Raw genomic sequence first — 21,836 nt, forward strand, 5'->3', positions numbered from 1 at the left:
CACGCAACGGCACGATGCTTTAGCTCGTGATTGTCAGGGTCGGAACGAAACCGCCGACCGATCGATTTTGATCATAGAGATGGAGTGGCAGATCGGCCTTCGGCATTCGAACGCGCCCGACCTCAACTGCCGCTGAGTTCGGCAGGGCGGGAAAGACGTTGATGACGGCACTCTCTCCATGAACAGCTTTGATCTGATCAAAGAGATGCCGCAGGTGGCGTCTGAACTCGACCAAATCCTCTGGACGGCACATGATGTCATTGTGCGGACCTTCCGCTGTCAAAGACCAGATAGCCACATCATCGCCAAGCACAGCGTGTATCCGCTCGTCCGTTACGGTCGCACTGAGCGCCAGCTTAAGAGCGATCGTCTTATCTGCTGGCCCTGAATACTCGCCAACGCGAAATGAAATTGCCGGCTGATCGGGCTGCCACCGCCATGTCGCTGGCTCACGATATCTCTGATGTACTGTCACCGGAACAATATCTCCCAGAAGATGGCCCAACTCGATGAGAAGCGGCTGCGGTGCCAAGGCAAAGACACTAAGCTGCCGTATCTCCTTCTGTTCGATCCGCTCCTTCACCTTTCGAGCGAAGACGCGCCGGAGATTGTCTTGCTGGATCGTCCAGTACTTCTCTTCGTGATCGGCATAGTCACATCCAACCAGCTCGATATCGATCGTGCGACCTTCAGCGGGGTGGCGATCCGGCGGCATAGCCATGAAGATCGACCGAGTCGACACAAGAGCGTCCCGTTGGCCGATATCGGCCGCAAACCGGATCACATGCGCAGCACGCTCCTGCGCCACTCCTGTCACGATGGCGATCCGATCCTCATGCTCCGCTTTCATTTCGAGAAGGGCGCTTTCCGGATGATCCGCGAGATAGTCCACATCCACGCCTTTGTGATGCTTCGCGCATAGTAGCATCATGTTGTTCAGGTCTTTGGCGAGCGCCGGCGAACGAACTTGGTCCCCGCGCGGTCCGTCTGCGCTGTCGGCGACGATGTGCGCGATGAAGCCGAACTTCCCATCCTCACGGCCGGCAATCAGGTCGCCGATAAGATCCTCGTTGCAACCGCGGTACTCACATCGTCCTCCAGCCTTGGCCCAGAGAGCTACTTGAATCTTGTTTGGAATTTGTGTTTTTGCCACGTGCGGTTGCCTCTTCAATAGTTCTGCGGGACGGAAAGTAGACGCTAGAATCCAACGCTTCGCGTTTCCCGCTTGTCTGGGTTCAGCTTGCGCAACATGCGCCGCGCTACGTTTGGCGGGACGCGTTGATGCATGGTCATCAGATCGTGACGGTGGCAGTGGCGCAGGCGCAAACCGCCTCCGCAGGGACATGGCCAGTGACCCTTCGGCCAATGCTGGGTCAGCAGACGAACGTGGTAGAGAAGGCTTTTTCGCCTGTTCGCGATTCCGAGTGCATCTGAGTAAGCTTCCTCGAGCCCCGGCGTACCATGCTCCCGCTCGCCGAACGGCCATTTTCCCGTTCTTTCGAACCAGAACTGCCCCAGAAAATATTCGTTGATCGGGCCACCCAGGAAACTACGGAAGGAATGATCGTTGGCTGTGACCAACCAGTTCTCCCAGACCGTGATGCAACAATCACCGTCGGGATTGATGTGGCGGTCCGGTATACGCGGAATTCTCCCGCCGACCTCGAAGACCTTGGGTTCATGGCGTGGATAGACCACGCGCAACTCCATTCGAATCTGGAACTCGGCGATAGCGCCATCGGGGGCCGCGATGACGTCCTGTTCGAATACAAGATAGGCACCCTCGACAAGAATCGTCTGACCATCGACCGAGGCGCGCAGCTTCGGCTGATCAAAGGCGATCGCAGCCTTGACCTCCTCCAACGCCAACAACTTGGACGCTCGCCTACGACTTGGCCCAAGGCTTCGACTGCGGCCCGGTGCGGTTGATCTGTTCGACGGCACGTTCGGCGCGCGCCATGTCATCGGCACCAGATGTGTCCCTGGCGATGGTGGGTGCCGGCAGACTAACCGTGGTCACGGGAAGTACTGCCGCAATCGTACGATCGACCAGGCCGGCACCGAGATGCTCCCGCAGCAACTCCGGAACTTTGTCGAACGGGCTTGCCCGCAGATAGAGCGCAAAATCCTGCCGCGCCTGATCGAGCCAACGGTAAAGGTTCTGCTGTTTCTTGGGCTCTTCCGCCCATTTGTCGGCAAAATTTTCAGCGGGATTGACCGGGTTGGCCACCCAGGCGGTACCGCCGCGTTCTTCGATATGACAATCCATACCGGTCAGAATGCTTTGAAGCGCCGTCGAGATTGTGGCTTCCTCGTTGTAGGCGTGAGCTGCAAGCGTGGTGATGATGATCGAGATTGGCTTGTGCTCGCTGTCAGCGACGAACATGCAGTCGCGGTGCCGTTTCAGAAGCTGGATTGCACGCTGCAATGGCGTTTTTACGTTGTAGTCGGGGATTTCGTCGACGCTGGCGGTAATCCGCTCGCGGTGGGCGAATGCGCGCTTGGCTTCCGTCAGGCGCACTAGCATCCGGCTCCGGAACCAGGCCCAATAGCCGGTTGGATTGCTCTGCGGCCAATCCTCCGTTGGCTGATCATAGTTCGGCAACGTCTTGTCGGTGATGGCGATGGCGTGCCCGCTCAGCGTGCCATCAAGCGCAACGCTACGATACCCCTGCTCAAGGAGCTTCGTCTGGTAGCGCTGGGCGTCTGGCAGCGCGGGCAGGATGTCCATGTGGAACTGGGCACCGTCGGCATAATTAAGGGTCCAGCAACGCCGCTTCTCATCTGGCTTGGCCATGCCATGGGCCTTGGCATAGAGCCCAACCTCGTAGCCGATTGCCTCCTTCAGGCTCATTTGCGTGAAGTCGGCCTTGGACGCTTCGAGCCGGCACACAAGATCGACGTCATATTCCTCGGCATCGGTGAACGGCCGCGTCACGGTACCGAGCAGGAAGGAACCTTGCGGCGAGATCGCGGGGTCATTGGCCGCGAGGGTCGACTCCGGGCGGTCGAGCCAGTTGCCGAGCGCCTCGTAACGGCTCTTCGCCTCCTCCAATTTGGAGGGCGGAATGTCGAGCGCATCCGCCATCGCTTCCAGGATATCGTCGTGGGATTTCGCAAGTCGCTTGTCGTGCAAGGTCATGGCATCACCTATGGTGAGGGAACGAATTCCTCGGCAGACGAGTCGAAGAATTGCGGTTGAAGGATAGGTTTCTGGATGCGTGCGTCGGCAAAGGCCCGGTCTTTCTGGCTCCGTTTCAATGCCGTGCCACCCGCTCGCGACTAGTGTTTCTTGTCCCGCGGCGGATTCGGGTCATTGCCGGGCGGCACGGTGTCAGAGTCGCGCCAGCGGCCGTTGCGCCCCTGGATGCGGACCTCGCCACCTCCAAGATTGCCGACCGTCTGCTTTGCGGCCTTTTCGGCTTCACGCTGGGTACCGTGAACGCTGCTCGCACGCTCGGCGCCTGGGGCTTTGACGGCCCAGCCCCGCGGATGCTTGGTGACGTATCGGTCGGGCATTTCAATCCTCCCGGATGTTTGACTCGGCGATGGAATTCATATAAGAACTATTCGGACGAAATGTCAAGTCAGAATAGTTATTACTCCCATTATAAGAGGCAAAATGCGCTGGGGTGTCGAGCAAAGGCTTGAATTTATTGAGTTTCGTCTTTTCTGGGAGGGCGCGATCAATCGCGCTGATATCGTGGAGTTCTTTGGCGTATCGGTTCCTCAGGCGTCGAAAGATCTAACGCTCTATCAGGAGCGGGCGCCTGGAAACATGGAGTACGATACGCGTGGCAAGCGCTATGTTGCGGCGGAGAAGTTCGTGCTACGCTTTCTGGATCCCGATCCTTATATCTATCTTTCGCAGCTCCGTTCAGTCGCCGAACGTAGCGTGGCGTCTCAAGAATCGTGGATTGCAGGACCTCCCAAAGTCGACGTCGCGCTGACGCCAAAGCGGGACATCGACATCGAGGTCTTACGCAAGGTTCTCGACACGGTGCGAGACGGCAAATCGATCGAAGTTTTCTATCAGTCGATGAACAGAGACCGTCCCGATCCAATCTGGCGCCGGATCACCCCTCACGCCTTCGGCTATGACGGATCTCGCTGGCACGCGCGGGCCTATTGCCATCTCACCCACAAGTTCAAGGATTTCCTCCTGCCCCGAATTCTCGAGGTGCGGGACAGGGACGAGCCGGGCGGAACAGCTGACCTTGACTGGTCGTGGAACAACTACTTCGACATCATCATCGGGCCACACCCTGACCTGACGGACAGTCAGAAGAGGGTCGTCGCCAAGGACTATGGGTTTGACCACGGAAGCGGCGTCCTCTCTGTCCGGTATGCCATGCTTTTCTATGTTCTCCGGCGGTTGGGGTTGCTTGGCGATGCAGCGAAGCAGAGTGCGCGCACGCAGCACATAGTTGCACTAAACCGCAAAGAAACCGAGGCTGCGCTGCAGAAGGCGGAGATTCAATTGTGAAGGCAGCGGGGGGAAGCGTCGGATAATGGGGGCAAAGCTCGAGGAGATAAAGAACGGCGCGTCCGTTCGCGGCATTGCATCCGCTCAGCCTGTTCAGGTCGTATCCGTCGACTGGATCGGCGACCAGGCGGTCAATGTGGTCTTTCGCGACCATGGCGGAGGGGTCGCGGAAGCGGTGCTCTATCGGGACGACGAGCATCGGTTGGAGGTGGTCCAAAGTGGCCGACCCTGGTCTTTCGACGCCGACGGCGCGCTTCTGCGACTGGTGACCGAAGCCAACCGCATCAAGCTCGCGCATCATTTCGACCCCTATCTGGCCATCCACACGAGTCTGGTCGATGCGTTGCCGCACCAGATTTCGGCGGTCTATGGCGAAATGTTGCCGCGCCAGCCGCTGCGTTTCTTGCTCGCAGATGATCCCGGCGCTGGCAAGACCATCATGGCCGGTCTCCTGATGAAGGAGCTGATCGCGCGGAGCGATCTTGAGCGCTGCCTCGTCGTTGCGCCGGGCAGCCTGGTCGAGCAGTGGCAAGATGAACTCGGTCAGAAGTTCAACCTCGAATTCGACATCCTCACCCGCGACATGATCGAGACCTCGCGGTCGGGCAACCCGTTCAATGATCGCGATCGGCTGATCGTCCGTCTCGATGTGCTGGCGCGCAATGAAGAGCTTCAGGACAAGCTCATGAGCGCGCGCGAATGGGACCTTATCATTTGCGATGAAGCGCATCGCATGTCGGCGACCTATTTCGGTGGTGAGATCAAATATACCCGGCGCTATCAGGTCGGCCAGAAACTCGGTCAGGTCTGCCGGCATTTCCTGCTCATGTCGGCGACACCACACAACGGCAAGGAAGAGGATTTCCAGCTTTTCATGGCGCTGCTCGACGGCGACCGTTTCGAAGGGCGGTTCCGCGACGGCGTCCATTATGCCGACACCGAAGACATGATGCGGCGGCTGACTAAGGAGGAACTGCTCAAGTTCGATGGACGGCCGCTCTTTCCCGAGCGCCGTGCCCGCACGGTCAAATATCAGCTCTCGGAAGGCGAGGCCGCGCTCTATGCCGCCGTCACCGAATATGTCCGCAACGAGATGAACCGAGTGCTGCGTTTCGCCGAAGGTGACGGCAAGAAGCGCAACAATGTCGGCTTCGCGCTGCAGATTCTTCAGCGGCGCCTCGCGTCGTCGCCGGCCGCCATCTACCAGTCGCTGAAGCGACGTCGCGAGCGGTTGGAGAGCGAACTCGGTGAAGCGCGTCTCGCCGCCAAGGGGCGTCGGGCCGGGATCAGCGAGCCGGCGGTCAATCCGGACGTGCTGCGCAACATCGAGGAGTATGGACAGGAGGAGATCGACGAGCTTGAGGATCTAGTCTCGACGGGCGCGACGACGGCTGAGACCGTCGAGCAGCTTGCGCTGGAGGTTGAGACGCTGAAGGGCCTGGAGTTGATGGCGCTGGGCGTTCTGCGCTCGGGCGTGGATACGAAATGGACCCAGCTCAATCGCATTCTCGACGACGATCTGATGCTCGACGCCGCCGGCAATCGCCGTAAGCTGATCATCTTCACCGAACCCAAGGACACGCTCCATTACCTGCTCGACAAGGTTCGTGCGCGTCTGGGCAATCCCGAGGCCGTGGATGTGATTCATGGTGGCGTTTCCCGCGAGGAGCGCCGGAAGGTGATCGAACGCTTCATGCAGGACAAGGACCTGCTCGTGCTGATCGCCAACGATGCCGCTGGCGAGGGCGTGAACCTCCAGCGCGGCCACTTGATGGTCAATTACGACCTGCCCTGGAACCCCAACAAGATCGAGCAGCGGTTCGGCCGCATCCATCGCATCGGTCAGACCGAGGTTTGTCACTTGTGGAATCTCGTGGCGGCCGACACGCGCGAAGGCGAGGTCTATGGGCGACTCCTCGAAAAGCTGGAGGCCGCGCGTGAGGCGTTGGGCGGTCGCGTCTATGACGTGCTTGGCGAGCTCTTCGAGGGCACCGCATTGAAAGACCTCCTCTTCCAGGCCATCCAGTATGGTGAACAGGAGGATGTGAAGGCGCGTCTCTTCCGGCAGGTCGATGGGGCAGTCGATCAGACCCATCTACTGGAATTGCTTCGTCGCCGCGCACTCACCAATGACACCATGCCCGAGGCGAAGGTCGAGGAGCTGCGGCTCGAGATGGAGCGGGCCGAAGCGCTGCGCCTACAGCCGCATCACATCCAGAGCTTCTTCGTCGCAGCGTTCCAGCATCTCGGCGGCCGCCTCAAGCGCCGCGAGGATGGTCGCTGGGAAATCACCTATGTGCCGGTCCGCATTCGCGAGCGCGATCGCCAGATCGGCACCGGCGCGCCGATCCAGAAGCAATATGAACGGGTCTGTTTCGAGAAGAACCAGATTAACCAGCAGCCGGTCGCGGCCTTCATCTGCCCTGGGCACCCCTTGTTGGAGGCGGTGATCAGCCTCATTCGGGAGCAGTATGAACAGATCATGCGCCAAGGCGCGATTCTGGTCGATGAAACCGATCCGGGCAATGCGCTCTCCGCCATCTTCCTTCTGGAGCACACGGTGCAGGACGGCCGCACGACGAGCGCCGGCAAACCGCATGTGATTTCGCAGCGGCTCCAGTTCGCAGCAATCGACAAGGCCGGCGAGGCGGTCAACGCCGGCATCGCGCCCCACCTCAACCTTCGCCCGGCCACCGCAGAGGAGGTGAGCACCGTCCGCGACCTGCTCGACGAGAATTGGCTGACAAGCGAGCTGGAAAAGACGGCCATTCGCTTCGCCACGGTGGAGCTGGCGCAAGGGCATGTCGCGGAGGTCAAGGCGCGTCGTTTGCCTGAAATCGAGAAGGTTGAGCAGGAGGTGCGCGCCCGGCTCAAGAAGGAGATCAATTACTGGGATTCGCGGGCCTTCGAGCTGAAGGAAGAGGAGAAGGCAGGCAAAAAGACGCGGCTGAACTGGCAGAACGCCCAGCGTCGGGCCGAGGAGTTGGCGGAGCGCCAGAAACGCCGAATGGATCAGCTCGAACGCGAGCGATTCATCTCGTCCCAGCCGCCGCGGGTGCGTGGCGGCATGGTGGTCATTCCACGTGGCCTCCTGGACACGCGTCAGGCATCGAGTATCCCGACCCATTTCGCGGAAGATCCAGCGGCTCGCAGAATAATCGAGCTCGCCGCAATGGAAGCAGTCATGGCGGCGGAGCGCGCCTTGGGGCACGCACCCGTCGATGTTTCGGCCCAGAAGATCGGCTACGACATCGCCTCACACGATCCCAAATCAGGTCATCTGCGTTTCATCGAGGTAAAGGGCCGCATCGATGGCGCCGATTCCGTCATGGTCACAAGGCAGGAGGTCATCACCTCGCTGCACGAGCCGGAGAAGTTCATCCTGGCGATCGTCCCCGTTACCGGCGGCTTCGCCCACGCGCCCCGCTATGTGCGCGGTCCTCTTGTTGACCGTGAGCCATCCTTTTTGGAGACTGCGATTCAGTTCCACCTGCCGCGCCTGCTCGAGCGCGCGGAGGCGCCGCGATGAGGATTACCAAAGGGCTGATCATCGCCGATCCTTGGATTGGTTACATTCTCGGTGGGACCAAGGACTGGGAAATGCGGTCGTCCGGCGCGTCGCATCGCGGCTGGTTCGGTCTGATCCGCAAAGGTACTGGGGCGGTCTATGGCGTGGCCAGGCTGATTGAGGTCGGCGCGCCGTTGTCGCCAACAGAGATGATCGCCACGTTTGGGCATCACCGCATTCCCGAGCACATGATCCGTTCGGGCGAAGTCGCCAAGTGGAACACGCCTTGGAAGCTCGCCGATGTGCGTCGGCTCGACCGCCCGGTTCCTTACCGGCACAAGAGCGGAGCGGTGACCTGGGTCGAGCTGGACGACGCGGCCATCGATGCTGTTGTCGACCAGTTCAGAGCCGCGGTCACGACGATTAACCCGGAAAAGGCGATGCCCTTGGTTGGCATTTCGGGGCGCGATCAGCTAGGCAGCGCCGATACGGAGAAGGTCGATGTCTCCCAGCGCGGACGAAAGCTGCATCTCGATATTGAACGGGATGACGGCAACTCGGATGTTGCTCCGCCGGCAAAGCCGAGCCCACCGGCACCGACCTTTCATGCCGCACAGCCTCTGACGCTACCAGTCGCGGCAGCTTCGCAGGCCGCGGCGGGGCGTGTGATCGGTGAAGTGGAGATCACAGGCGGAAACATCACGAACAACCACATCTACCTGCGTTCGTTTTTCGACCGCTTCCCGGCCGACGCCGTAGGCGGTTCGAATAAGGCGACGCGGGCGAAGCGCGACCTGACGATCTATTGGGGTGGAGAATCCATTCAGACCGACCTTGACGGTGAGAAAAAGTTCTTCCGCGCGCGTGGCTGGATCGGCGCGTTCTATCAGTTGCATCGCGCTCGCGCGGGGGACCGCGTCGTGGTCGAGGAGGTCGCACCGTATCGATATCGCGTCAGCCTGAAGAAATCCGGATCGCTGCGGGAGGCGTCGTGAGCGACATCAGGGACCTCGCCAACTTTACCTCCGCGCCGCCGAATTACTTCCACCAGATTAGGGAGCGCGCGTCGAAACGCTGGGATCAGCTTGAGGCGGACCCAGAACTTGCGGGTCCGTGGCATCAGCTGTTCAAGCAGGTGCAGAGCCCGCGCCATATCCTTTCCGAGTTGCTTCAAAACGCCGACGATGCTGGCGCCAGCGAGGCGCGCGTGTCGATCGAAAACGATCGTTTTGTGTTCGAGCACAATGGCGAGGATTTCATCGAGGCTCACTTCGCGTCGATCTGCCGGTTCGGTTACTCCAACAAGCGCGCGCTTCACACGATCGGCTTCCGAGGGATCGGCTTCAAGAGCACCTTCAGCTTGGGCGATCGGGTCGAGCTGTTTACGCCGACATTGGCTGTCGCTTTCGAACGCGATCGGTTCACCGAACCGCACTGGATCGCGGGCGGGCGCCTGACGTCTGGAACCACTCGGATCGAAGTGGAGATCGCCAACCCGCTTCTGCACAGAGAGGTCGAGAAGAACCTCGATGAATGGCTGAAAAGTCCGGTTTCCCTGCTGTTCTTCAAGAATATCCGGCGGCTTCAGGTCGGTGAACGGGTGATCCATTGGCAAAGCCTTGGTCCCGGACCCGTCGCCAAGAGCGAATGGATGTCGCTGGACGACAAGGGGGACGATGCTCTCCTGCTTCTCCGGTCGGCCGAGGAAGCGTTTCCTGCCGACGCGCTCGACGAAATCCGAAAGGAACGGATGCTGGGGGCCGAGGACAGCGGCGATTTCCCGCCCTGCCGTGTCGAGATCGTATTGGGCGCGAAGGGCAGGCTCTACGTCGTACTGCCCACGGGCGTCGAGACGCCGCTTCCCTTCGCTTGCAACGCGCCGTTCATCCAAGATCCCGCGCGCATCAAGATAAAGGACCCGGAGACCTCGCCTACGAATCGCTGGCTGTTGAAGCGCGCGGGCGAACTCGCGGCCAAGGCGATGGTCGAATGGCTCGAACAGGTCAAGACCGGCACTCTGGAACGAGCGGCCGCATATGGTCTGCTTCCTGACGTGGATCGGGAGGCAAGCACACTCGAGGGGTCCTGCGCGGCCATCGTCGAGCTGGCTTTCGCGGATGCGATCGATGACCGGCCGATCCTGCTGACCGACGAGGGCAACGTGGTTGCCGCCGGCGCGGCGATTGGGATCCCGCTGCCGATCTTCGACATTTGGCCGGCCGAGCAGTGCATGGCCCTGTTGGACGAGAAGTCGCGGCCGGCCTTGTGCCGTCATGTTTCGGCCGCCGATCGGACCAAACTGGTTCACTGGAACATGGTCGAGGAGTTCTCGAAGGGCGATCTGCTAGATCGCCTGCGGGAGCGGCATCTCCCTCGTCCCTCCTCCTGGCGGCATCTGCTGAACCTTTGGACCTACATCGCGCCCGAGGTGACGGGTTGGCAGTGCCAGGACGCCGATTGCCTTCGCATCGTTCCCGTTCAGGGCAAGGAAGTGCTCTATTCGGCGTCTGAGGTGGTGCGGCTCGGCGAGAAGAAGCTGCTCCAGTCCGATGAGGACTGGGAGTTCTTGGCTGGGCACTTGATTGTCCTCAACCAGAACTGGACCCGCTTTCTCGCGGAACAACGCCGCGATAGCGGCGAAGCGGCCGGCGGACGAGTAGATATCGTCGAGGCTGCTTTTGCGGTTCTGGAGGAGATCGGTCTTGATGGAACCAGCGACGTAAACGCAGTTGTCGAGCGCGTGGCCGCCGACTTCTTTGGGTCCAGCGATCTAAAACTGGCGGAGTGTGTTCAGCTTGCCCAGATCGCCGCCAAGCTGGGCGCGACAGCCGGCGACGCTTTCCGCTTCGCCTGCGCCGACAAGAAGCTTCGGCCGGTTTCAAAGACCATCCTGTTTGACGAAAGCGGGGCGCTCGGTGTCCTTTTGCCGCCAACGCTGAAGCAGACCCAGCTCTTGCATCCTGCGTATGTCACCGAGTTTCGGTCCTGCTCGAAGGAGGATTGGCTGCAATGGGTGTCGTCTGGTAAGGCGGGACTGAAGTCCTTTCCACCGCTGGTTGAGGCGCGCACTCTTTCCGGCAGGCAGCGTTCCCTTGATGACGATCTGAAGAAGCGCGGCTTCGCTGGCCGAATTGAGATCCGATACAAAGATCCCTGGTTCTACATCGTCGATTGGGATTTCGAGTCCGACCTATGGGCCTATTGGCATCGCCTCGCAAAGGACGATCCCACAATTTGGGTGACCGTCGCTGAGAAACTACTGTCGGAAAAGAGCGAATTCTGGTCCCAAAAGACGTCTGCCCGTGTCGTCGAAGAGGCGTCCAACGGACATCAAAGGACGGTGTTGCGTCGAGACCTCACGCCCATGTGGGCCGTCCGGCTTCGCGACTTGCCGTGCCTGCGAGACGTACGTGGTTATGTCCAAAAGCCTATAGATCTGATGAGACGCACTCCCGAAACCGAGGCGTTGCTCGACGTCGAATCGTTCGTCCATGGCCTGCTCGATAGGGAAACGACGCGGCCGCTGCTCGACCTGCTCGGCGTTCGCAGCACGCCGAGCGGGCCGGGCCGGTTGCTCGACCGGCTGCGCGCGCTTGCGAAATCGGACAAGGCTCCTGCTCACGAGGTCGAGAAGTGGTATCGCCGTCTCGATCAGATGCTCGACGGCTGTTCCACTGCGGACGCGCAGAGCATCAAGGACGCCTTCAAGGCCGAGAAGCTGATCCTCGCCCAGGATGGAACGTGGGTGACATCGGGCGGCGTCTTCCTGGCCGGAGACGAGGAGGACGTTCCCGGCGCGGCCGTCATACGGGCCTCGGTGATCGATCTCAGTCTATGGCGGCGCGTCGGGGTCGCCGAGCGGCCGTCCGCTGATCTGGCTCTGCAATGGCTCGGCACGCTGGCCTCGGGTAAGACGCTGTCAGCTGACGATGCCCGTCGTGTTCGGACCCTGATGTCGCGATATCCGACCCGAATCTGGGACGAGTGCGGCCGTTGGATGAACCTGGCAGGCGAATGGGTCGAAACTAGCGCGCTCTCCTATACGCTCAGCATGCAAAGCCTGTTTACCTATGGGCATCTCCACGACTGGGTGAAGCGCAAGACCGCCGATTTCCGCCAGCTCACCGCCGACATGGCGCGCAACCCGCCATTCTCTTCGTTGCAGGCGCTGTCCGATCTGGTCGAGGAACACTTCAACCAGCCTCCACTGTTCCCGGGTCTGGAAGATCATCGGGCTTGGCTCACCGCCTTCGGAAGCCAGCTTGTGCGGATCGAGTTGACCGAACCCGCCGAGACCGAGCGCGTGCGGACGGTTGCAACAGCGATCGCGGCGACAAGCTGGGTCGGAGCGCCGAAGCTGGAAGTCATCCCCTATCTTGATGGGGTGCCTGCTGGTACGGCACGGCTCACGGATATCCTGTGGCTCGACGGCAAGCTGTTCATCAGCCCGCTGTCAAAGGCGAAGCTGGCCAAGCGCGTCCCGGAGGAGATCGGCAAGAGCCTGAATGCGGATATTCGTGCCGCGCTGGCCTATGCATTCGAGCGGTCACCGGAGGACATCAAGGCATATCTCGAAGAGAACTTCACGCTCGGCCCTGAGCAGAAAGCAGCCGCGCCCGTCGTCGAGGCGCCTCCTGCCACCGCGCCTGTCGATGACCATGCTGTCAACGAGTTGTCCGAGGACCCCGACGAAGCTGCCCTATCGGTCGGCGAGACTGCGACGGGGAGCGATCAGGACCTGTCAGAGGACGGAGGCCCTGCGTCCCCGCCGGAGCCTGAGCAGCAGCCCCATGAACCCGAAGGCAGGCTGTTGGTGCTGGAGACCGTCAGCCGTCCGCGCTCGCCAGCGAAGCCGCCGCGTCCGAGCGTCATCGCACGCTTCGCGTTGGCCATGGGCTATAGGCCGAATGGCGAGGATCGCTTTTTCCACTCGGATGGAAGCTGGATCGGGCGTGCCAATGGCGCGAGGTTCCCGTGGGAACGCCGTTCGGCGGGTGGCGAGATTCTGCGTCACTATTATCCGAAAGAACATTGCCTGGAACGCGACCCGCTCCAGATTGAAGCCGACGTCTGGGGACTGCTCGACCAGAAGCCGGACAACTACTCATTCATTCTCGTTAACCCGGAGGGTGAGCCCGTTGAAATGACGGGTGCCCGCCTGCGCGCTCTGCGCGACGGCGGCGAGATCACCATTCACCCCGCAACATACAGGCTGGTTTATGACCTCGAATTATAAGTACAAGAAGAAGCTCATCGAGGTCGCGATCCCGATTGAAGCGATCAACGCGGCGTCGGCTCGAGAGAAATCGATCCGGCACGGGCATCCGTCGACGTTGCATTTGTGGTGGGCCCGGCGCCCGTTGGCGGCGTGCCGGGCGGTGCTGTTTGCCCAGCTTGTTGATGATCCATCGGGCTACGCGGATAAGCTGTTGGACGATCCGAAAATCCGCAAACAGGCGGAGGCGGACCTGGACGTGCGTCTCCAGACGTGGCGAGACCGTACGGCCGACGCGCAAGGCAACTTGCCTGAAACGCCTGAGCCAACTCTGGAGGACTGCGCCGCTGACATCGAGCGCAAGCGGCTGTTCGAGATCATCGAAGAGCTGGTGATCTGGGAAAACTCGACCAACGAGGAGGTGCTGGCGCGCGCACGGGCCGAAATCCGCAGGAGCTGCGGCAACGAGCTTCCAGCGATTTATGATCCCTTTTCCGGTGGTGCGTCGATCCCACTCGAAGCACAGCGCCTTGGTCTCAACTCCTTTGGGTCGGACCTAAACCCCGTTGCAGTTATGATCGGAAAAGCGATAGTGGAGATACCGCCTCGCTTTAAAGATAAGCTCGCCATCCATCCGGGTGTGCCTGGGCGAATTCACTATCGTAACGCCGAGGGTATGGCAGAAGACATTCGGTATTACGGTGAGTGGATCCGTGAAAAAGCTTGGCAGCGTATTGGCCACCTCTACCCTCAGGTTACTCTACCGAGAGAATTGGGCGGAGGGCGTGCAACTGTCGTAGCCTGGGTTTGGGCTAGGACAGTGCCCAGTCCCGATCCCGCGTTCTCTGATGTCCAGGTTCCTATTGCTTCGAGCTTCTTGCTAAGCCTTGGCGCGGGCAAGGAAGCGTGGATCGAACCGACGATCGACAAGGTAAAGAAGACGATCATCTATCGGGTCAGAACTGGCGGAGCCAAATCGCAAATTGAGAATGCAAAAAAGGGTACGAAGGCAGGCCGGGCCGTATTCCGATGCGTGTTTTCGGATGCTCCAATAACTGGGGAATATATAGACCAAATGGCCACGGATGGCCGTATGGGTAAGACACTGATGGCGATCATCGCTGAAGGCGCGGGGGGTCGTCGATATTTGTCAGTGGACGAGCTCAGCGAGACAGCGGCTACAGCCTCTGCTGAGGCCGTAGTTAAGAGCATGGATCTGAGCTATCTGGACATTCCGTGCCGCGGCACATTTGCGAGTAATGCTCAGGGTCGAAGATACGGATTTAGCACTTTTAGAGATTATTTTATCGAACGCCAGCTAGCCGCATTGAATACCTTTAGTGAGTTGGTACGAGAAGTCCGGCGAGAAATTGAGAGGGATGCGATAAGCGCAGGGTATGCTGATGATAAGCAGGCCTTGCGCGATGGGGGTAATGGAGCGCGGGCTTATTCCGAGGCAATCTGCGTGTACTTGGCGTTTGCAATTGATCGCGTAGCGGACGCCGGCAGTTCCATGGCGACTTGGTCTTCATCGGGCTTCATCCGGTTCACATTTGCCCGACAGGGCATCGCCATGACTTGGGACTTCGCCGAATGTAATGTTTTCAGTGACAGTACGGGGAATTTCCTAGGTGCCGTCGATTGGGTGTGGAAGGCGCTCTTAGGTCTTAGCTCGAATGCGGCTGGGAATATTATTCAGCACGATGCTCAGACCGTATCGCTGCCAGATAACTGTGTTGTTTCTACCGATCCGCCTTATTACGACAACATTGGTTATGCGGACCTTTCTGACTACTTCTATGTTTGGCTCCGCTGGAACATTAAAGAAATATATCCCGAACAGGGCGCGACTATATCTGTTCCTAAGTCAGAAGAGCTAGTGGCTACTCCTTATCGCCACGGCGGCCACGCCGAGGCAGAAAAATTCTTCCTGAACGGCATGACTCAAGCAATATCGGGCTTAGCTTCGCAATCCAACCCTGAATATCCAGCAACGATTTACTACGCCTTTAAGCAAAGTGAGGTTGAAGAAGAGGGCCTGGCTTCGACCGGTTGGGCAACTTTCATTCAGGCCGTGATCTCGGCTGGATACGCGATAGTCGGAACCTGGCCCATCCGAACGGAGCGCGCGGCGCGAACTATTGCGACTGGAACAAACGCTCTAGCAAATTCTGTCGTTCTGGTTTGCCGCAAACGGGTCCAGAATGCGGATGTCATCAGCCGGGCCGAGTTCACTCGCGCACTGAAACGGGAGTTGCCCCCGGCCATCGCCGAGCTTCAGGCCGCCAACATCGCACCGGCAGACATGCCGCAATCGGCTATCGGCCCTGGGATGGGCGTCTTCTCGCGCTACAAGGCAGTTCTCGAATCGGATGACAGCCCGATGAGCGTGAAGACCGCGCTTCAGCTCATCAACCGCGAACTCGATGAGTACCTGGGCGGCATTCAGGGTGAGTTCGATGGCGACACCCGTTTTGCAATCACGTGGTTCGAACAGCACGGTATGGCGAAGGGCGAATACGGCGCGGCTGATAACCTCGCCCGTGCGCGCGGGATTTCCGTCGAAAGCGTGAAACATGCCGGGATCGTCGAGAGCGCCGCAGGTAAGGTCCGCATTCTCTCACGCGACGAACTGACCGACGAGTGGGAGCCGGAAAGCGACGGCCACCTGACGGTTTGGGAATGCCTCCAGTACTTAGTCCGGAAGCATGAGAAGGACGGCATCTCGTATGATACTGCCGTCCTATTGAAGAAGATCGACACGAAGGCCGAAGCCGTGAAGGACCTCGCTTACTGCCTCTACGACATCAGCGCCAACAAGCGGAAGGATGCGAAAGAGGCCACGGCCTACAACGCGTTGATCGCCGATTGGACAGAATTGACGCGGCAGGCGGCAGCGATCCACGACACAAGCGGGGATCGTCAGATCCGGCTGGATATTTGAGGGGAACGGGACATGGCAAAAAGCACCCGCCAATATGTTTTTGAAGGAATGGAACTGCTTCCGGCGGCGCTCATTCCGTTCGTCGAAAAGAGATTGGAAAGCTCGCTTAAAGGGCACTGGCAGGTCCAAGTTCTGGAGAAATTGCCAAACCTACGCCCGAATACCGATGGGGCTGTCGGATGGGATCAGGCCGCGCTGTTCAACGCGATGGACCGCTTCTGGTCCGAGGCGTTCAAAGCTGTGCTCGGCCGCGCCGAGCGTTCGTGGGTGAATGAGCTCGGCGACGTCCGCAACAAGCTCTCACACAATGAGACCTTCACCTATGATGACGCTGAGCGCGCGCTCGACTCAATGCGTCGTCTGATGGAAGCTATCAGCGCCGGTGAGACCGCCGAGCAGCTCTCGAAGATGCGCGACACTATCCTGCGCACAAAATTCGCAGAGCTTCAGCGCAATGAGGAGCGCCGAAAAACCCAGCGCCTGGAAATTTCCGTCGAGACCGTAGCTGGACTGCTTCCGTGGCGCGAGGTGGTCGAGCCGCACCAGGATGTCGCGACCGGCGAATTCCAGCAGGCCGAGTTCGCAGCCGATCTCGCCAAGGTTCATTCGGGCAGCGCGCCCGCCGAATATCGCGACCCGCGCCAATTCTTTAGCCGCACCTATCTGACCGAGGGCCTTAGCGCGCTCCTGATCGGCGCCGCCAAGAGGCTGTCCGGCAGCGGCGGTGATCCGGTCGTCGAACTGCAAACGAATTTCGGCGGCGGCAAGACCCACTCGATGCTCGCCCTCTATCACATGGCGGGCCCAACACCGGTTCAGGACCTGTCCGGGCTTGATCGGCTGCTGGATGAGCATGAGCTAAGCGTGCCCCCGGCGATTAACCGTGCGGTGCTTGTCGGCACGTCGCGAGGGCCGCAGGATGTCCTTAATGCTGAGGGAGGGCGAAAGATTCGCACGACCTGGGGCGAATTGGCATGGCAGCTTGGCGGGGCCGAGGCCTTCGACATGATTGCTGAAAATGATGCCAACGGCATTGCGCCGGGCTCCCACCTGCTTGAGGCGATCTTCAAGAAGTGCGCGCCGTGCCTGATCCTGATCGATGAGTGGGTTGCCTATCTTCGACAAATTTACCGGGTCGAAGGGCTGCCGTCGGGGTCGTTTGATTCCAACCTCTCATTCGTCCAGTCGCTGACCGAAGCGGTCAAGGCCAGCCCAGGTACGCTGCTGGTTGCTTCCTTGCCGGCCTCGCAGATCGAGGTTGGCGGTGAAGGCGGTCAGGAAGCGCTTGCGCGCCTCAAGCAGACCTTCAGTCGTGTCGAATCGTCATGGCGGCCGGCAAGCCAGGAAGAGAGCTACGAGATCGTCCGGCGGCGACTGTTCAAGGAAATCCCTGGTGACAAGTTCCATCACCGCGACAACACACTGAAGCAATTCGCGAAGCTCTATCGCGAGAACGCCAACGACTTCCCGCAGGGTTGCGCGGACGAGGACTACAGGCGCAAGCTGGAGAAGGCCTATCCGATCCATCCCGAGCTGTTCGACCAGCTCTATACGACCTGGGGCTCGCTCGAAAAGTTCCAGCGCACGCGCGGCGTGCTGCGTCTGATGGCGCAGGCCATCCACGAGCTTTGGATGAACGGCGATCCGTCCGTGATGATCATGCCGGGGAGCGTCGCGGTGAGCTCATCACGCGTGGAACCGGAATTGCTCCACTACCTCGACGTGAGCTGGCAATCGATTATCGCGGGCGATGTCGATGGCACGGCGTCCACGCCGTACAAGATTGATCAGTCTGCGCCCAACCTGAATCGATACTCTGCGACCAGGCGGGTCGCTCGCGCGATCTTCATGGGTACGGCGCCGACGCATCAGCAGCAGAACACCGGCCTCGACGACAAGCAGATCAATCTCGGCGTCGTGCAGCCGGGCGAGAGGCCGGCGATCTTCGGCGATGCGTTGCGACGGCTGACCAACCAGGCCAAGTTCATGCACGCCGATCTTGGCCGCTACTGGTACTCCATGTCGGCCAGCCTTAATCGCATCGCAGCAGACAAGGCAGCGCAAATCGAGACAGCCCTCGTCCTGATGACGATCGACAACGAGTTGGGCAAGTATGTAAACGCCCTCGCTGATCGGGGGCATTTCGACGCCGTGCAGGTCGCACCTGCGTCGTCGGCGGAGGTGCCGGATGAGGCCGGGGGGGTGCGTGCTGTGGTGCTGGGCGTCGCGCATCCGCACAACGGACGCGATGGCTCCGAGGCTCTGGTCGAGGCCAAGGATATCCTAATGCAGCGCGGCAGCATGCCGCGCCTCTATCGCAACATGCTGATCTTCATCGCCGCCGATGCACGCCAGCTCGACAATCTGAAGGATGCCGTGCGAGCGGCCTTGGCGTGGGGTGAGATCGTCCGCGACACCGACCGTTTGAATCTCACGCAGAGCGATAGCGCGCTTGCCAAGGCCAAGCTGGCCGAAGCGAACGAGACGATGAAGACGCGCCTTAAGGAGGCGTGGTGTTATTTGCACTACCCAGCGCAGGAGAGCGCGCAGGCCGATGTGGAATGGGTCTCCGGCAAGATCCCGGCGCAAGATGGACTACTGGCGCGGGCGAGCAAGAAGTTGGTGGCCGAGGAAGGGTTGCTCACGGAGTTGGGGCCGACACGGCTCGATCGCGATCTCCAGAAATACATCTGGAATGGCAAGCCGCATCTGTCGCTGAAGGATATGCGGGAGTATCTCAACCGCTACATCTACCTGCCGCGCCTTAAGAATCAGGACGTTCTGGTCAAGGCCGTGCAGGCGGCCGTGAGCGGCATGTTACCCGGCCCCTTTGCCTATGCCGAGCGATGGGACGAGAAGTCGGACACCTATCTGGGTCTGGCGATCGAGCGGGCTGGCAACGCGATGATCGTCATCGATAGTGACAGCGTCATTGTGAAGTCCGATGTGGCCGAGGCACACCGGCCTGCGCCAGCGCAGCCAGGGCCAACCGGCGGTCCCGAAGCACCAGGTGAGAAGCCGCCCGAGACAGGGGGACAGCCGACTGGCGGGGCGCCTGAACCGCCCCCTGCAGAAAATAAGCCGACCCGGTTCACGGGCAGTGTGATGATCTCACCTGACCGGCCGGCGAGAGACATGCATCAGATTGTCGAGGCGATTGTGGAGCAGCTCACGACATTGCCGGGGAGTGAAGTGAAGCTGAAGCTCGAGATCGACGCGGAGGTTCCCGCGGGGCTGGACCGTGCAAAGGTGCGCACGCTGATCGAAAACGCCAACACGCTGGGCTTCGTAGAGAAGTCGATCGAATAGGGGCGGACAAGTCGTTCAAACTCGGACCCGCTGAAATCCTCGAAATGAATCGGTCGAACTGACTGGGCAATAGTCATAGAGATCCCTTTCTGGGACGCGCGCGCCTAGGCCCGGCGTCGGCCTCAATCCGCGCGACTAGGCGTTCGAATTCGCGCCATTCCGGATCCCGACGCCGCCGCGTGGTCATTCCTTGGCGCCGCCGTTTTTCCCGGCATTCAGGAACATTGGGAAGAAGCTGATTTGCTTCTTGATCTTGATCACGTCATCGACGCCAATCGTATTGGCCTTCCTCCGCTCGCCTCCAGCGGGGGTTATGACCTCAAGGTCCGGATTCTCTATGATCGCCGCATGCACATCGTCTGCATGTGCAGGCGTGATATTGTAGATGCTCTCATAGAAGTCCATGACGGGCATGGCGTCCCCGGATTCCGTGATCAGACGCGGAATATCCCCGAAAAGCTGATCCTTCGCCGATGCTCGACCGCTAATATCGAAGAGGTAGAGCATGCCATCATGCTTTGGATCGTAGGACAGCATGTTGAGGCCAGACCGACCGAAATGCGCCTGCAAGCTGGCATTGTCGTGAAGGATGTTATTGTAGACCTGCCTTGCCCGATAAGCATTGGCGAAGTGGATCAGCCAGTACCGCCATCCTTCGGGATTATTGATTGAGAACGGGCTGACATAGGGCGCGCACAATCGGAAAGCGTCAAAGACGATTTTCTCGGCCGTGCCGAGCCACTCCTTCTGACTCATCAGCGCATCCAGCGCTTGGATGTCATTCCTCGTCAGGCCGAGATGGTCGAGTTGGGCGCGAAGCCGTTCCGGCTGGTCCTTCTGAAGGAACGCTAGCAGGGAACTAATGACGAAGGTATAGAATATCTCAGCGGCGGGATAGGAGTGCATGATGTCGAGAATGGTGTTCCGCTCGACGTGGCTATGCCCGCACTGATCGAGATTAAAGATCACGCTCCGATACCGGCCTTGCCCCAGTATGCGCTTGATATTGGGATACGCGACTTCGAAGAACTCGTTCAGATACTCGACGCGTAAGTGCAATCTTGGGCAGGCTTGGCTTGCTTCAGCTTGTATGGGCGCGATGTGCGTCTTCAATAGCTCGATGGCGTCGCGGCTGGTGTCATTGAATACGAGGAGGCATTCGACTTCGACAGCCCCGAGCCCTTGGACGGCGCGCTGGGTATTTACCGCCTCGACGGCCCGTTTTAATTCCTCGATGAAAATTAACGGCGATCCGGGCGAGCCGCACTGATATCGCCCGCCGCCGGCAAAACCGTCGACAATGGCGAGGCGAAACCGCTCCTGCTGAGGCAGCTTGCACCGGACGGTCAGGTAGTCGAAGACGTATTCGCGCAAGATTTTATGTTTGCGGCGCGAGTGTTCCTCCAGCTTTGCTCCATCGGCCCATTCATATCGTTTTTCGACCACCTATGTCCCCCCGACGGATGTTGTTCTATATTGAAACCGTGCCCTGCTGGGTGGTCGGCATCTCGTCCCAGGTCTGGCCCCGATACTCGCGCCCGTTGGCCTTCTTTGAACGCTTTTTGTTATCCTTGCCCCAGGTTCCCCACTGCTTAAAGAAGAAGGCAGTACCGGCGCTCAGGCATTGGCCGTAAATTTCATCGATCCATTCTTCCCTGATCGGTCGAGCGGATTTGCCGCTTTCACCGCCCACGATTGCCCAATGGATGTCACGGAGATCGACGGCGCCAACTGATCCAATCAGAGGCTCAAAGGAGATGAAGCGAATGGCCGCAGGCGCCTGGCGGAGATAGTCGATTCGGCTCACGACGTCCGCGTTTTCAATGCTTGTGCCCAGCCACACATTGGGCAGGATGTCGCCCACCTGCGAGGCGACGAGGGCTGCCATTCGCTCGGGGCGCTTTGTAAGGATCTGATAGTTGTGGCGCGGTGTCTCACGCATGACGCTCCAGACGCCGAGGATGAATTCGTCGCTGACGCCCTCATGAAAGAGGTCGCTCATCGAGTTTACGAAGATCTTCCGCGGTTTTTTCCAGCCGTAGGGAATGGCAAGCGCCTCGCGGTCTTCTCGCACCACGCCATTCCACACCGTGCGCTTGCCCGTCTTTCGGGTAAGCCCCGCATATTTTGCGATGCCCATGGCCTCAAGGCGTTTGGCCATTTCCATCGCATAACAATTGGTGCAACCTGCGGTGACGATCGAGCAGCCTGCGACGGGGTTCCAAGTGGAGTCTGTCCACTCTATCTGAGTTTCAGCCATCTTGCCCTCCCGAGCATTTCTTGACCTGCCGCCGCATCAGTCCGCTCCACATATCGGATTGACGCCCTGGAATCCGGCAAGTCATTTTCGTTATCTTTCGCCAGCGCACACTGT

General features: G+C 59.8%; 12 protein-coding genes. 6 read left to right on the forward strand and 6 right to left on the reverse strand.

All coding sequences use genetic code 11. The features are described 5' to 3' along the window. Positions 1-19: 19 nt before the first annotated feature. From NKH98_RS17835 to NKH98_RS17850, 4 genes are all read right to left on the reverse strand, one after another. The gene (locus tag NKH98_RS17835) at positions 20-1,153 is read right to left on the reverse strand and encodes an SAVED domain-containing protein (protein WP_352900197.1); all 1,134 of its coding nucleotides are present in this window, start codon (positions 1,151-1,153) and stop codon (positions 20-22) included. 44 nt (positions 1,154-1,197) lie between these two features. Next, positions 1,198-1,863, reverse strand: coding sequence for a hypothetical protein (locus NKH98_RS17840; RefSeq protein ID WP_352900199.1), 666 nt, complete (start codon positions 1,861-1,863; stop codon positions 1,198-1,200). A gap of 22 nt (positions 1,864-1,885) precedes the next feature. Beyond that, on the reverse strand, positions 1,886-3,142 hold the full coding sequence (locus NKH98_RS17845; protein WP_352900202.1) for a nucleotidyltransferase domain-containing protein: 1,257 nt from the start codon (positions 3,140-3,142) through the stop codon (positions 1,886-1,888). A gap of 140 nt (positions 3,143-3,282) precedes the next feature. Continuing rightward, positions 3,283-3,519: a DUF2188 domain-containing protein gene (locus tag NKH98_RS17850; RefSeq protein WP_352900205.1), complete on the reverse strand. Its 237-nt coding sequence runs from the start codon at positions 3,517-3,519 to the stop codon at positions 3,283-3,285. Between the two features lie 103 nt (positions 3,520-3,622). Here NKH98_RS17850 and NKH98_RS17855 point away from each other — a divergent pair, with 103 nt between their 5' ends. The 6 genes from NKH98_RS17855 to NKH98_RS17885 are packed head-to-tail and all read left to right on the forward strand — an operon-like array spanning position 3,623 to position 19,462. After that, positions 3,623-4,486: a BrxR family helix-turn-helix transcriptional regulator gene (locus NKH98_RS17855; RefSeq protein WP_352900208.1), complete on the forward strand. Its 864-nt coding sequence runs from the start codon at positions 3,623-3,625 to the stop codon at positions 4,484-4,486. A 25-nt stretch (positions 4,487-4,511) separates the two neighbouring features. Then, entirely contained in the window at positions 4,512-8,015 is a 3,504-nt protein-coding gene (locus NKH98_RS17860) for a DUF8742 domain-containing protein (protein ID WP_352900211.1), read from the forward strand. Further along, on the forward strand, positions 8,012-8,989 hold the full coding sequence (locus tag NKH98_RS17865; protein WP_352900214.1) for an ASCH domain-containing protein: 978 nt from the start codon (positions 8,012-8,014) through the stop codon (positions 8,987-8,989). The genes NKH98_RS17860 and NKH98_RS17865 overlap by 4 nt, the downstream gene beginning before the upstream one ends. Beyond that, on the forward strand, positions 8,986-13,230 hold the full coding sequence (locus tag NKH98_RS17875) for a sacsin N-terminal ATP-binding-like domain-containing protein (RefSeq protein WP_502894272.1): 4,245 nt from the start codon (positions 8,986-8,988) through the stop codon (positions 13,228-13,230). The genes NKH98_RS17865 and NKH98_RS17875 overlap by 4 nt, the downstream gene beginning before the upstream one ends. Further along, positions 13,214-16,153 (forward strand): DUF1156 domain-containing protein, encoded by a 2,940-nt coding sequence (locus NKH98_RS17880; RefSeq protein WP_352900223.1) that lies wholly within the window; start codon positions 13,214-13,216, stop codon positions 16,151-16,153. Before NKH98_RS17875 ends, NKH98_RS17880 begins: the two co-directional genes overlap by 17 nt. Before the next feature lie 12 nt (positions 16,154-16,165). Continuing rightward, a complete protein-coding gene (locus NKH98_RS17885) occupies positions 16,166-19,462 on the forward strand; it encodes a DUF499 family protein (protein ID WP_352900226.1) in 3,297 nt (1,098 codons plus the stop codon). A gap of 183 nt (positions 19,463-19,645) precedes the next feature. Here the strand turns inward: NKH98_RS17885 and NKH98_RS17890 are convergent, their stop codons facing one another. Together NKH98_RS17890 and NKH98_RS17895 are read right to left on the reverse strand one after the other, a co-directional pair. Continuing rightward, positions 19,646-20,908, reverse strand: a complete 1,263-nt coding sequence (locus NKH98_RS17890; protein ID WP_352900229.1) for a three-Cys-motif partner protein TcmP — start codon at positions 20,906-20,908, stop codon at positions 19,646-19,648. A 25-nt stretch (positions 20,909-20,933) separates the two neighbouring features. Beyond that, the gene (locus NKH98_RS17895) at positions 20,934-21,722 is read right to left on the reverse strand and encodes a DUF5131 family protein (RefSeq protein WP_352900232.1); all 789 of its coding nucleotides are present in this window, start codon (positions 21,720-21,722) and stop codon (positions 20,934-20,936) included. Between the last annotated feature and the right edge of the window lie 114 nt (positions 21,723-21,836).

The sequence above is a fragment of the Mesorhizobium sp. M0833 genome, from assembly GCF_040319905.1.
Classification (GTDB): domain Bacteria; phylum Pseudomonadota; class Alphaproteobacteria; order Rhizobiales; family Rhizobiaceae; genus Mesorhizobium.